Below are 12,437 nucleotides of genomic sequence, written 5' to 3' on the forward strand. Positions count from 1 at the left end.
CCAGTTCTTGTCACGAAATGACGGGTGCGTCTCAGGGATGCGTCAGCCCGCGCAGGGTGTAGTCGACGATCGCGTCCGCGTACTCATGGGTGAGCGGGAGGGTGCGCAGCAGCCAACGGTGGGTGAGCGGGCCCACGAGGAGTTCCAGGGCGATCCGCGGGTCGATGTCGGCGCGCACCTGACCCGCCTCCTGGGCGGCCCTCAGCCGTGCGACGTACAGACGGAGTGAAGGATCGAGCAGCTTCTGGACGAATTCGGCGCCGAGCTGCGGGTCGACGATCCCCTCGGCGGCCAGCGCCCTGGTCGGCGCCTCGAAGGCGGGGTCGGTCAGCTCGTCGACGGTGGCCCGCAGAACGACTTTGAGGTCGGCCGCTAGATCACCGGTGTCCGGGAGCCCCTGCACGTCACCCGCGCCGTTCTCCTCGGCGGCCCGGTCACCGAGCGCGACGAAGGCCTCCAGGAGGACGGCCGCCTTGGAGGGCCACCACCGGTAGATCGTCTGCTTCCCGACGCCGGCCCGAGCGGCGATGGCCTCGACAGTGGTCCTCGGGTAGCCCACCTCACCGACCAGGCCGAGCGCAGCGTCGTAGATCGCACGGCGCGAGCGCTCGCTGCGGCGGCTGGAGTCGGGTGGCCGGTTCTCTACCATGCCGGAAAATCTAGCAGCGGCACGAGTCGATACGTGTCATCTCATCACCGTGCGGAATCACCCGATCGGATCACTGCGCGCGGGCTCCGGAAAGCGGACCATGGGCTCACGCACACACCCGTGCGAAGTCCCCGGCAGGCGACCCCTGCTTTTCGTGAGGAGCCCTAGTTGCCTCGTGAAGCCACACCCCGCCGCTACCTGATGTGCGCCCCGGCCCACTTCAGGGTGACGTACTCCATCAACCCATGGATGGACCCCAGCAAGCCCGTGGATCTCCCCCTGGCCCAGACCCAGTGGGAGGACCTGCGCGACCGCTACCGCGCCCTCGGACACACCGTGGAGCTGCTCACCCCCCGCCCCGAACTGCCCGACATGGTCTTCGCCGCCAACGGCGCCACCGTCATCGACGGCCGGGTGCTCGGCGCCCGGTTCGCGTACCAGGAGCGGTACGAGGAGGCCGGGGCCCATCGCGAGTGGTTCCGGGACAACGGCTTCACCGAGATCCATGAACCGGCCCACGTCAACGAGGGCGAGGGCGACTTCGCGGTCACCGCTTCGTACATCCTGGCCGGGCGGGGCTTCCGGTCCAGCCCCCTCTCGCACGACGAGGCGCAGGAGTTCTTCGGGCGCCCGGTGGTCGGGCTCGATCTGGTCGACCCGCGCTACTACCACCTGGACACGGCTCTGTCCGTGCTCGACGACGCGGGCGACGAGATCATGTACTACCCGGGCGCCTTCTCGCCGGGCAGCCGTTCGGTGCTGGCGCGGCTCTTCCCCGACGCACTGATCGCCGAGGAGGCGGATGCGGCTGCGCTCGGCCTGAACGCGGTGAGCGACGGGCTCCATGTGCTGCTGCCGCAGGCCGCCACGGGGCTCTTCGATCCGCTGCGGGCGCGCGGCTTCGAGCCGGTGCCGATGGATCTGGGCGAGCTGCTGAAGGGCGGCGGCAGCGTGAAGTGCTGCACGCAGGAGCTGCGCGGGTAGCCGGGGGGCCGGCAGTCGCGGGCGTCAGCCGCGCTCAGGCGCCGGGCTCACCCGCGTCGCGCGGCGGCCACTCGTCGCCCCACGCGATGTCCCTGGCGGCCCGGTACAGCTCGCCGTGCCGCTTGGTGACCGTGGAGCGCTGCAGGGCCTCGTCACGGGTGCACAGGTCCAGCAGCACCTGCCCCTTGCGGATCTGCGGCTTGCGAGTGACCCGCGCGCGGACGGGTTCCGTCCGGAAGCGGGTCGCCACGACATAGCTGAACTTCTCGTCCTCGTACGGCAGCGAGCCGCCCTTGACCTGCCGGTGCAGCGAGGAGCGGCTGACCCGGGCCGAGAAGTGGCACCAGTCCGTGCCCGGCTCGATGGGGCAGGCGTCGTCGTGCGGGCAGGGCGCGGCGACCTCCAGCCCGGCGGTGATCAGCCGGTCGCGGGCCTCGATGATCCGGGCGTAGCCGTCGGGGGTGCCCGGCTCGACCACCACGACCGCCTGTGCGGCGGCCGCCGCGGTGTCGACGAGGCCGGCGCGGGCGTCCGCCGTCAGCTCCTTGAGTACGTAGGAGACGGTGATCAGGTCCGTGGGGGCGAGTTCGAGGCCGGTGCCGATCCGGGCCCGGCGCCACTCGGCAGTACGCAGGGCGGGGATGCCGGAGATCGCGGCCAGCTCCCGGCCGAGGGCGAGTGCGGGCTCGGCCCAGTCCAGGACGGTCGTCCTCGGCCCCTCCCAGGCTCCCGCCACGGCCCAGCTCGCCGCTCCGGTGCCGCCGCCGATGTCGGTGTGCGTGGCGGGCGCCCAGTCCGGGGCGGCCTCCTTGAGTGCGGCGAGCGCGGATCGTACAGCTTCGAAGGTCGCGGGCATCCGGTACGCGGCGTACGCGGCGACGTCGGAACGGTCGCGTAGCACCGGGGCGTCCGTGGGGGTGGTCCCGCGGTAGTTGGCGATGAGCCGGTCGACGGCCTGGGCGGCCTGCTTGGGCGGCAGCCCGTCGAGCAGTCCGGCCAGCGCCGCGCGCAGGGCTTCCGCGGTGGGGAGGGTGGCGTTCACCGACGAATTGTAGGCAAAGGCGGCGGACCCCTTTGCGACCCGGCACCCGCAGCGAACAGCAGCGCATACGAACTGCCCCGGCGCCTACGCAAGTTGCTACGCTGACCGGCGCGAGGTCGGGATCGCCCATCGAGGGAAACCATGAGACAGAAGATCGTGCGCCTGGTTCTGGTCGGCGGAGTACTCGTGCTTGCCATGCTTCTTCTGCTGGCCACCTGCGGCAGCGGCGAGAAGAGCTCCGCCAAGCCGAAGAAGCAGGTCAAGGTGAGCTCGGCCCCGGTGACACAGCTCACCGTCCCCTCCGTGTTCGCGACCGAGCACGGCTGGGAGCTCATCGGCACCTCGCCCGACTACGCGCTCTCCCGGACGACGGGCAGCCTCGCCTATCTCGTGCGGGTCTCGGACACCAAGTACCAGCTGCGGACCATCGACGCGGAGACCGGGGAGGCCGGCTGGCACGGGGAGAGCTGGCGGCCCCCCTCCCCGCAGCACTTCCCGAGGCTCCTCCCGGTCACCGTGGACGACCACGAGTACTTCGTCACGTGGTCGTACGGGAAGGTCGGCGAGAACGCGCTGACCCCCGCCGACACGATCATCTCGCTGGATGTCTACAACGTGCAGGACGGCTCCCGGCAGCGCATCGAGGTGCCGTGGAACTCCGTACCCACGGTCACCACCACCGGCCCCGGCATCCTCATCAGCGACGGCCGGACGAACAGCGCCGTGGTCGACCCGGTGACCGGCCGGGTGTCGGAGATCACCGCCCCCGCGCTCAAGTACCCGAAGGGCTGCACGACCTGCAAGCAGCTCACCGAGGTGCGCGGGCTGACGAAGAAGGGTCTGCTGGTCAGCGGGGCCAAGGAATTCTGGGTGCAGGGCGGCTGGTTCAGCCGCAATGTCGCCCCCAAGGGCACCGACCGGCTCAGCGGAATCCCGACATCGGTGATCCCGGGCCTGGTACTGGCGAAGTGGCAGCTCGCGAAGGGGGCGAAGCGCGCCACCACCCATGACCTGTGGACGGTGCAGGACATGGAGACGGGCAAGCCCCTCGCTTCGGTGGAGTGCAGCAAGCCTGCGATTAAGCCGGGCCAGTACCCGCAGCTGGTCTCCGCCCCCTCGGGCAACTTCCTGGTGGCCGGGCCGCTCGCCTTCGACCTGTTGACGAAGCGGGGGTTCTGCTTCGAGGGTACGGACGGCACGAAGCCGCTGACGCTCGCCTCCGTGACCGACGAGGGCATCGCCTACGGCGCGGCGAACGCACGCAACGCGGCCGACGTGCTGGCCGGCGGCGGCACCCCCGTCGCGGTGGCGATCAGGAGCGGCACGACGGGCGCCCTGCCCTCGAACCAGCGGGTTCCGGGCGCGGTGACGTCGGACGGCGTCGGCCTGTTCCGCTGGACGGACGAGAAGGACCGCCCGCATCTGATCGGCTACCCGAGCGCGGACTAGGACCTGTCCGGCCGATCCTGAGGGTTGCGGGAAAGCGTGTGGACGCACAGCGCGGCGGGTGTCTTGATCACGCGGGCGTCCGGCGCGGGTCCGGTGCGCAGGGAGGGCCCATGAAGCTCTGCCTGGCCATACCTCTTGTTCTGCCGGCGTTGCTCATCGCCGCCTCCGGCGTAGCGGCGGTTACCCGTGGCTGGGTGCTCCCCACGAACCGGCGGCCGGTCCGCCGCCCCCGCCTCTACGGCTGGTGCCAGTTGGTGGTTGCCTTCGCCCTGTGCCGGCAGGTGCTCTTCTTGCTGGTGCTCAGCGACCCCGACACCCGTCGGTGGGGGACCCTGTCCGGCAGCGCGCTTCTGCTGACCGGCCTCATCGTGATGTCGGCGTGCGCCTGAACGCCCCTGTCCGCGTACGGATGAATGGGCTCTGTCGCCGATCGTGTGACGTGGTCCTGGGACGGTCGTCAGCGCTCGCGGAGAAGGGATGTGCCGTGAGGGGCCCGGCCCTGTAGGTTAGTTGTCTTCGGGCGGCGCAAGCTCCCGGAGTCCCCGAAGGCGAAGCCCATGACGAACCTCGCCCAGATGCCTGCACGCTTTCGTCTCGACGCCGCGCTGGACAGCCTGACCGCTGTCTTTCGCGGGATGACCGCCCACCCCGACGAGTACAACTGTGAGTGCCACTGGGGCAGTGCGGAAGACCTCGCGCAGCTGAAGGCGCCGGACGCGGTGCTGGACCCCGACCTTCTGCGTCGCACCTGGCAGGCCACCGACTGGACTTACAAGGCATCTGTGCTCCGCCGGATCCTGCCCCAGTTCGCCGCGGCCCTCACCACCGGCCTCATCGAACCCCTCTTCGGCATGGAGGAAGCCGGACGCACCTTCCACCGCGCCGAGTGGCAGCAGTGGCCCGCCGAACAGGCCGCGGCAGTACGAGAATTTCTGCACGCCTGGTGGGCCCGCACTCTCACCGAGCCGGACCCCGCCGTGCCCGCGTACCAGGTCCTCGCACTGGCCGCCGAGGCATCCGCCACGCTCAGCCCCTGGCTCCACACCTGGGAGGCACAGAATCACACCACGGCCGACCAGCACCTGGCCGAAGCCGTGACCTACTGGGAGTACGACCTTCGGGGAGATCAACTCCCTTGGAGCACCTGGCACAACGAGGAAGACATGTGCGCCGAGCTGACAGCCTGGCTACTGCGTCATGCCCCCGCCCGGCTCCGGGCCCACGGCGCCCCCGAAGAGCTACTCCACCAGATACAACTGCTCAGCCTCGCCGGCCCCGAACGCTGGGACGACTCACATTGGCCCGGACACCGCCACTGAACCCCCGAACCGCACGGTGCCACCAGTCCAAGCACCGACGCGCGTACGTCTGAACGAGCTGGGCAGGTGATTGACGGGATTCTGCACCGGGTACGGCTGCGCACATGATCGGCCGGACAAGTCCCGGGCGTACCACTCGGTCCGACCGGGCCTGCGGAAACACGCTCGCGCCGCACCGGACCCCGCTGTTACAACCCGGCGGTCGTCTTCGTCGCCTCCCGCCACCTCGGACCGGACCTGATCAGCGGCGAGACCCGGGGCTGAACCCGGCCCCGGCTACGAAACCCGCTGCCAGGGCCGGCACAACCCCAGGAAGCAGGCCATCGCACCCACCGCGCACACCAGCTGCACGACAGCCATCGGAACGGCCGTCCCCTCGCCCGCGATCCCGACGAGCGGCGAGGCGACGGCGCCGATCAGGAACGACGACGTACCGAGCAGTGCGGAGGCGGACCCGGCGGCGTGCTTCGTACGCATCAGGGCCTGTGCGTTCGTATTGGGCATCGCGAGCCCCATCGCCGACATCAGCACGAAGAGCCCGGCCGCGACCGGGACCAGGCCCACGTGCCCGAAGACCCCGGACGTCATCAGCAGCAGCGCGGCCGCGGCCAGCACGATGGCCGAGAGCCCGAAGGCGAGCGCCTTGTCCAGGCTGATCCGGCCGACCAGCACCTTGCCGTTGATCTGGCCCACGACGATCAGGCCGACCGAGTTGACGCCGAAGAGCAGACTGAACGTCTGCGGCGAGGCCCCGTAGATCTCCTGCACGACGAACGGCGAGGCGCTCACGTACGCGAAGAGGGCGGCGAAGGCGAGGCTGCCCGCGAGCATGTAGCCGGTGAAGACCCGGTCGGCGAGCAGCCCGCGCATGGTGCGCAGCGCGTCGCCGATGCCGCCGGTGTGCCGGTCGTGCGGCGGCAGGGTCTCGTGCAGCCACTTCCAGGCGACCAGGGTGAGCACCACGCCGACGACGGTGAGGACGGCGAAGATCCCCCGCCAGTCGGTGAACCGCAGCACCTGTCCGCCGATCAGCGGTGCGACGATCGGTGCGACGCCGGAGATCAGCATCAGGGTGGAGAAGAACCTGGCCATCTCCACTCCGTCGTACATGTCGCGCACCACGGCACGGGCGATGACGATCCCCGCAGCACCGGCCAGGCCCTGCAGGAGGCGGAAGCCGATGAGGAGTTCCGTGGTGGGGGCGAAGACGCAGATCGCGGTGGCGACGACATAGATGATCATGCCGAGGAGCAGTGGCCGGCGCCTCCCCCACCGGTCGCTCATCGGTCCGACGACGACCTGCCCGAGCGCCATGCCGGTGAGGCAGGCGGTGAGGGTGAGCTGCACGGTCGCGGCGGGGGCGTGCAGGGACTCGGTGACCGCGGGCAGGGCCGGGAGGTACATGTCCATGGAGAGCGGCGGCAGTGCGGTGAGGCCGCCCAGGACCAGGGTGACGAGGAGCCCGGTGCGCCGGGCCGCGTCGGTGGCGGCCGGATTTCCGGGAGGTGCGCCGGTGGCCGCGGACTCCGCGGCCACGGTCTGGGTGGTCGATATGTGTGTACGTTCCTGCTGGGCCCGGCTTGCGCCGCTCTCCGGCATTCTCATCTCCATGTCGTTGAATCCGCCTCTATGCTCTCAGCTCAGCCGGACAGGTCGAGACCTTTTTGGGGAGCAGGCATGACAGGCATGAGCAGGGCTGTGCGTTGGGGCGTGCTGGCGACCGGCGGTATTGCCGCGACGTTCACCGAGGACCTGCGGTCGATGCCGGACGCGGAGGTGGTGGCCGTCGCATCCCGTACGGACGCCGCGGCGAAGGCGTTCGCGCAGCGGTTCGGGATACCCCGGGCGTACGGTAGCTGGGCCGATCTCGCCGCCGACGACGAGGTCGATGTGGTGTACGTCGCGACACCGCACTCGGCGCACCGGGAGGCGGCCGCGCTCTGTCTGGAGGCCGGAAAGCACGTGCTGTGCGAGAAGGCGTTCACGCTCAACGCGCGGGAGGCGGACGAGCTGGTCAAGCTCGCCCGGGACCGCGGCCTCTTCCTGATGGAGGCCATGTGGACGTACTGCAACCCGGTCATCCGGCGCATGACGGAGCTGGTGCGGGACGACGCCATCGGCGATATCCGTACCGTGCAGGCCGACTTCGGGCTCGCGGGTCCTTTCGGTCCCGAACACCGGCTGCGCGACCCGGCGCTGGGCGGCGGCGCGCTGCTGGACCTCGGGGTCTATCCGGTGTCGTTCGCGCATCTGCTGCTGGGCGAGCCGGACCGGGTGCAGGCCGACGCGCTGCTCTCCCCCGAGGGCGTCGATCTGCACACCGCGATGCTGCTGGGCTGGTCGGAGGCGGGCGCCTCGGCGCTGCTGAACTGTTCGATCGTCGCGGAGACGCCGCTGACCGCCTCGGTCACGGGCACGAAGGGGCGGATCGACTTCCCGCGCGGCTTCTTCTACCCGGAACGGTTCGTGCTGCACCGGGAGGGGCGCGAGCCGGAGGAGTTCACCGCGGGGGCGGCGGGCGAGGGGCTGCGCGGGATGCAGTTCGAGCAGGCCGAGGTGGCGCGGGCGCTGCGGGCGGGCGAGACGGAGTCGCCGCTGGTGCCGCTGGACGGTTCCCTTGCCGTGATGCGGACGCTCGACGCGGTACGTGACCGCATCGGCGTCCGCTACCCGGCCGACGGCGTCCTCTGACCGGGACCTGTCCGAGAAGGGCCTTGGACCGACCGGCAGATGGAAGGCGGCGGCGCGGGGCCGGGCACGCACCCGGCCCCGCTCCTTCTCCCACCCCCCATGTGCCGGTCGGTCCTACGCGGGCGTGAGGCCCTGGTTGCCCACCTCCGTGACGAACGATCCGGCCGTCGTCACGGGCGCACCGGGCGTGGTGACGGCCGGCACCGTGCGGTAGTCGGCGCGCGCCTGCTTCAGGCCCAGCGTGATGAGCGCGTATCCGCGGCGGCCGTTGAAGAACTTCATGTGCGGGTTGGCCCGCATCTGGTTGTTCCAGCCGGCCGGCTTGTCCGTACCGTCCTTGCCGCTCGTGATGGATGTGGCGACGATCTCCGTGCCGACGGTGCGGGACGACGGGTCGTCGAAGTCCTTCTTCAGGTCGAAGCCGTAGCCGACGTGCACATCGCCGGTCAGCACCATCAGGTTGTCGATCCCGGCGGCCCCGGCCCCCTTCAGAATCCGGTCCCTGGAGGCGGGGTAGCCGTCCCACGCGTCCATGGAGAGCAGATAGGCGTCGGTGGGGACATCGCGCCGCTGAGCAAAGGTGACCTGCTGCGGTACGACGTTCCAGGTGGCCCGTGAGGCGTGCCAGCCGTCGAGCAGCCAGCGCTCCTGGGTGGCGCCGGTCAGGGTGCGCGAGGGGTCCTCGGACTCCGGTCCGGGCCTGTGCCAGCCGTCACCGTAGGCCTGGTCGCTGCGGTACTGACGGGTGTCGAGGATGTCGAACTGGGCGAGGCTTCCGAACTGCAGGCGCCGGTAGAGCTTCATGTCCGGGCCGGTCGGCTGCTGCGGGGTGCGCAGCGGCTGGTTCTCCCAGTACGCCCGGTAGGCGGCGGCGCGCCGCAGCAGGAATTCCTCCGGCGGTACGCCGTTCTCGGGGATGTCGCCCGCGTAGTTGTTCTCGGTCTCGTGGTCGTCCCAGGTGACGACGAAGGGGTGCGCGGCGTGGGCGGCGCGCAGATCGGGGTCGGACTTGTAGAGGCCGTACCGCAGCCGGTAGTCCTCCAGCGTGACCGTCTCCCGGTTGAAGTGGGCGGGGAGTTTGCGGTCCGTGTAGTTACGGGCTCCGCCGGTCGCGTTGACGGCGTACTCGTAGAGGTAGTCGCCGAGGTGGAAGACGACGTCGACGTCCTCCTGGGCGAGGTGCCTGTACGCGGTGAAGTAGCCGTCGTGGTAGGCCTGGCAGGAGACGGCGGCCAGGCGCAGCGCGCTGTTGCGGGCGTCGGGGGCGGGCGCGGTGCGGGTCCGGCCGGCGGGGCTGATCCACGTACCGGTGCGGAAGCGGTAGTAGAAGACGTGGTCCGCTTCGAGGCCCTTGACCTCGATGTGGACGCTGTGGTCGAACTCCGGGTGGGCGGCGGCCGACCCTCGCTGGACGATGCGGGAGAAGCGCTCGTCGCGGGCGAGTTCCCAGCTCACCTCGATACGGGACTGGGGAAGTCCGCTGCCGGTCTCGTACGGGCGTGGTGCGAGTCTCGTCCACAGCAGGACCGAGTCGGGCTGCGGGTCGCCCGAGGCGACGCCGAGGGTGAACGGGTCCTCGCCGATCCTCCGGCCGTCCAGCTCGGCGGCGCTCGCGGTGCCCGCGGCCGGCAGATTGACCGAGAAGGCCAGCGCGGCAGCGGTACCGGTGGCGGTGAGGAAGCGGCGGCGTCCGACATGCCTGGCGGCGTCGCGCGTCTCCTGCTGGTGCGATGAGTGCGTCATCTGTCCCTCCCCTGGCTGGTGGTGCACTCGGACAGTGCACCGGACCAGCACATCGAGCGGCTGTCGTGTTCGCGTCGCTCCGGCGTCGCGCGGATAAGGAATACAGCGGGAATGGATGCCCACGACAAAGTGCGCATACGCGACGGAGACCATGATCATCAAGCCCGGCCCTCCGTGACGTGAACCCGCCGCCGCATACGCCGTCCTGACCCCGTGTGGCCCCACGCGGCCCGCGGGACGGCAGGGCGTACGCTGCGGCCCCATGAGCAACAAACTGTTGAATTCCGACTCGAAGACGGCCGTCGTGACGGGCGCGGGATCCGGAATCGGCCGCGCGGTGGCTCTCGCCCTGGCCGGCGCCGGCTGGTCGGTGGCTCTCGCGGGCCGGCGCCCGGAACCCCTCACCGAGACCGCCGCGCTGGCCGGGGAGAACGCCCGGGTGATCACCGTCCCCACCGATGTGTCACGCCCCGAGGACGTGGACGCGCTCTTCTCCTCGGCACGGGAGTGCTTCGGCCGACTCGATCTGCTCTTCAACAACGCGGGTACGTTCGGCCCGCGTTCCGTCCCGGTCGAGGACCTGTCCGTGGAGGACTGGCGCTCGGTGGTGGACGTGAATGTGACGGGCGCGTTCCTCTGCGCGCAGGCGGCGTACCGGCTGATGAAGGCGCAGGACCCGCAGGGCGGCCGGATCATCAACAACGGCTCGGTCTCCGCCCACGCACCACGCCCGCATTCGGTCGCCTACACCGCGACCAAGCACGCCATGACGGGCCTGACGAAGTCGCTGTCCCTGGACGGCCGTCCGTACCGGATCGCCTGCGGTCAGATCGATATCGGCAACGCCGCCACGGACATGACGGAGCGGATGCGGACCGGCACCCTTCAGGCCAATGGTGAACTGGCGGTGGAGCCGGTGATGGCGGCGGCGGACGTGGCCCGGACGGTGCTCCATATGGCGGAGCTGCCCCTGGAGGCGAACATGCAGTTCGCGACGGTACTGGCGACGGCGATGCCGTACGTGGGCCGCGGCTGACGGGGCCCACAGCCACGAGTCCGGCCACCCCACCCACGAAACGAACAGACGCCCGGAACAACGCTGGTTCGGGTGTGCTGCAGCCCATCCCGCCGGAAACCATGCGGAACCGTTGTCAGCGTTACCGTGTCAGTCGACGGCGCCGGCAGGCCTACCGCCGGGCGGGCGGGAAGTGACGCCTGTGGAGGCCCATGTAAGACCGCATCTTGCGGTGCGGCAGGGGCCTGCGAAGCAGGAACCCGAGGAAGCCGTTCCGGTGCCACGTCGCGGCAGGCCGGAGTCCGGGGCCCCCGGCCCCAAAGGACGTCAAAAGCTGAAGGGCAACACCGGAACAACGGCACCCTTCGGCACTGTATCGGCGTTGGTACAACTGCCACTGGCGCCGCAAATGATTGCCCGCATCACCTCACCCGTGATGCGGGCGACCGCGGTTCGTACGTCTGGAACAACACCGGTGACAAGGCCCGGCTGATCAAGCCGAACGGCAAGCTCCAGGACTCCTGCTCCTGGACGAAGTCGAGCAAGGGCACCAAGAACTGCCACTGAGCCGGGCAACCGCGGCTCGGGGCATCCTCCGGCCGGCCGGAGCGGGAATACCCCGGGCCGCGGCAGGGTTGGCCTGCGGCATGAGCCAGAATTCAGGTACCGAGATCCTGCGCTACACCGCCTTCTCCGCCGACCCGGAGGGCGGCAATCCGGCAGGTGTCGTCCTTGATGCGTCCGGTCTCGACGACGCGGCGATGCTCGCCGTCGCGGCGGAGCTGGGTTACAGCGAATCGGCCTTTCTGACCGGGCGGGACGAGCCGGGCGACGAAGGGCTGTCGGCCGCCCGGGGATACACGATCCGCTACTTCAGCCCGAAGGCCGAAATCCCGTTCTGCGGCCACGCCACGGTGGCGACGGCCCTCGCACTCGCCGAGCGCGACGGCCCCGGCGATCTGGTGTTCAGCACCCTCGCAGGTACGGTCCCGGTCACCGTCGCCCAGGAGGGCGGCGAACTCCGAGCCACGCTCACCAGCGTCGAACCGGACGTCATGGACATCGCCCCGGACGACCTGGCGGAGGCGCTCGCCGCCCTGGACTGGCCGGCCGCCGATCTCGACCCTGCCCTGCCACCCCGGATCGCCTTCGCGGGCGCCCGCCACCTGGTGCTGGCTGCCGCGACCCGTGAGCGGCTTGCCGACCTCGGTTACGACTTCGCGCGCCTCGAAGCCCTGATGCGCCGACTGGACCTGACGACCCTGCAGCTGGTGTGGCGGGCGGCGCCGGACGTCTTCCACGTCCGCGACCCGTTCCCGGTCGGCGGCGTGGTGGAGGACCCCGCCACGGGCGCGGCGGCGGCCGCCTTCGGCGCCTATGTGCGCACCCTGGGCCTCGTCCCGGACACCGCTGTCCTCACCCTCCACCAGGGCGAGGACATGGGCCGCCCCGGCACACTCACGGTCGAACTGCGGTCGGGCGACACGCGGGTGCGGGTGAGCGGTACGGGTACCCGGATCGAGGCCTGACGAGGGGGCGCCTCGG

At 70.5% G+C, this 12,437-nt stretch carries 11 protein-coding genes and 1 pseudogene; 8 read left to right on the plus strand and 4 right to left on the minus strand.

What is annotated here, in order from left to right; translation table 11 throughout:
- Positions 1-31 precede the first annotated feature (31 nt).
- Positions 32-649 (minus strand): TetR/AcrR family transcriptional regulator, encoded by a 618-nt coding sequence (locus ACZ7IB_RS00405; protein WP_470907945.1) that lies wholly within the window; start codon positions 647-649, stop codon positions 32-34.
- Between the two features lie 168 nt (positions 650-817).
- Between ACZ7IB_RS00405 and ddaH the strand changes: the two genes are divergently transcribed.
- Positions 818-1,633, plus strand: coding sequence for a dimethylargininase (gene ddaH / locus ACZ7IB_RS00410; RefSeq protein WP_383973721.1), 816 nt, complete (start codon positions 818-820; stop codon positions 1,631-1,633).
- Between the two features lie 34 nt (positions 1,634-1,667).
- On the opposite strand, the gene ACZ7IB_RS00415 is transcribed toward ddaH, so the two are convergent.
- Complete coding sequence (locus tag ACZ7IB_RS00415) at positions 1,668-2,675, minus strand: small ribosomal subunit Rsm22 family protein (protein WP_470907947.1); 1,008 nt, start codon at positions 2,673-2,675, stop codon at positions 1,668-1,670.
- 141 nt (positions 2,676-2,816) lie between these two features.
- Here ACZ7IB_RS00415 and ACZ7IB_RS00420 point away from each other — a divergent pair, with 141 nt between their 5' ends.
- The 3 genes from ACZ7IB_RS00420 to ACZ7IB_RS00430 all read left to right on the plus strand — a co-directional run bounded on the left by ACZ7IB_RS00420 (position 2,817) and on the right by ACZ7IB_RS00430 (position 5,443).
- Positions 2,817-4,124, plus strand: coding sequence for a hypothetical protein (locus ACZ7IB_RS00420; RefSeq protein ID WP_470907948.1), 1,308 nt, complete (start codon positions 2,817-2,819; stop codon positions 4,122-4,124).
- 110 nt (positions 4,125-4,234) lie between these two features.
- Positions 4,235-4,513: a hypothetical protein gene (locus ACZ7IB_RS00425; RefSeq protein WP_470907950.1), complete on the plus strand. Its 279-nt coding sequence runs from the start codon at positions 4,235-4,237 to the stop codon at positions 4,511-4,513.
- Between the two features lie 168 nt (positions 4,514-4,681).
- The gene (locus ACZ7IB_RS00430) at positions 4,682-5,443 is read left to right on the plus strand and encodes a hypothetical protein (RefSeq protein ID WP_470907952.1); all 762 of its coding nucleotides are present in this window, start codon (positions 4,682-4,684) and stop codon (positions 5,441-5,443) included.
- Between the two features lie 276 nt (positions 5,444-5,719).
- Here ACZ7IB_RS00430 and ACZ7IB_RS00435 read toward each other — a convergent pair whose 3' ends face one another.
- Positions 5,720-7,042 carry a multidrug effflux MFS transporter gene (locus ACZ7IB_RS00435; protein WP_470907954.1) on the minus strand — a complete coding sequence of 441 codons (1,323 nt, stop codon included), beginning with the start codon at positions 7,040-7,042 and terminating at the stop codon, positions 5,720-5,722.
- An 87-nt stretch (positions 7,043-7,129) separates the two neighbouring features.
- Between ACZ7IB_RS00435 and ACZ7IB_RS00440 the strand changes: the two genes are divergently transcribed.
- Positions 7,130-8,134, plus strand: a complete 1,005-nt coding sequence (locus ACZ7IB_RS00440) for a Gfo/Idh/MocA family protein (RefSeq protein WP_470908728.1) — start codon at positions 7,130-7,132, stop codon at positions 8,132-8,134.
- Positions 8,135-8,248: 114 nt separating this feature from the next.
- Here the strand turns inward: ACZ7IB_RS00440 and ACZ7IB_RS00445 are convergent, their stop codons facing one another.
- Entirely contained in the window at positions 8,249-9,877 is a 1,629-nt protein-coding gene (locus ACZ7IB_RS00445; RefSeq protein ID WP_470907956.1) for an alkaline phosphatase D family protein, read from the minus strand.
- Between the two features lie 262 nt (positions 9,878-10,139).
- On the opposite strand from ACZ7IB_RS00445, the gene ACZ7IB_RS00450 reads away from it, so the two are divergent.
- From ACZ7IB_RS00450 to ACZ7IB_RS00460, 3 genes and pseudogenes are all read left to right on the plus strand, one after another.
- On the plus strand, positions 10,140-10,913 hold the full coding sequence (locus ACZ7IB_RS00450) for an SDR family oxidoreductase (protein WP_470907957.1): 774 nt from the start codon (positions 10,140-10,142) through the stop codon (positions 10,911-10,913).
- Between the two features lie 420 nt (positions 10,914-11,333).
- Positions 11,334-11,459 (plus strand): annotated as a pseudogene (locus tag ACZ7IB_RS00455) (lamin tail domain-containing protein); the annotation flags it as partial.
- 80 nt (positions 11,460-11,539) lie between these two features.
- On the plus strand, positions 11,540-12,421 hold the full coding sequence (locus ACZ7IB_RS00460) for a PhzF family phenazine biosynthesis protein (protein WP_470907959.1): 882 nt from the start codon (positions 11,540-11,542) through the stop codon (positions 12,419-12,421).
- Positions 12,422-12,437: the final 16 nt, after the last annotated feature.

Source organism: Streptomyces sp. NPDC037301 (assembly GCF_055602785.1).

Coding starts and splice junctions, on each gene's coding strand:
- ACZ7IB_RS00405 (WP_470907945.1), bottom strand. CDS start 649: ATGGTAGAGAACCGGCCACCCGACTCCAGCCGCCGCAGCGAGCGCTCG.
- ACZ7IB_RS00420 (WP_470907948.1), top strand. CDS start 2,817: ATGAGACAGAAGATCGTGCGCCTGGTTCTGGTCGGCGGAGTACTCGTG.
- ACZ7IB_RS00425 (WP_470907950.1), top strand. CDS start 4,235: ATGAAGCTCTGCCTGGCCATACCTCTTGTTCTGCCGGCGTTGCTCATC.
- ACZ7IB_RS00430 (WP_470907952.1), top strand. CDS start 4,682: ATGACGAACCTCGCCCAGATGCCTGCACGCTTTCGTCTCGACGCCGCG.
- ACZ7IB_RS00435 (WP_470907954.1), bottom strand. CDS start 7,042: ATGCCGGAGAGCGGCGCAAGCCGGGCCCAGCAGGAACGTACACACATA.
- ACZ7IB_RS00440 (WP_470908728.1), top strand. CDS start 7,130: ATGAGCAGGGCTGTGCGTTGGGGCGTGCTGGCGACCGGCGGTATTGCC.
- ACZ7IB_RS00445 (WP_470907956.1), bottom strand. CDS start 9,877: ATGACGCACTCATCGCACCAGCAGGAGACGCGCGACGCCGCCAGGCAT.
- ACZ7IB_RS00450 (WP_470907957.1), top strand. CDS start 10,140: ATGAGCAACAAACTGTTGAATTCCGACTCGAAGACGGCCGTCGTGACG.
- ACZ7IB_RS00460 (WP_470907959.1), top strand. CDS start 11,540: ATGAGCCAGAATTCAGGTACCGAGATCCTGCGCTACACCGCCTTCTCC.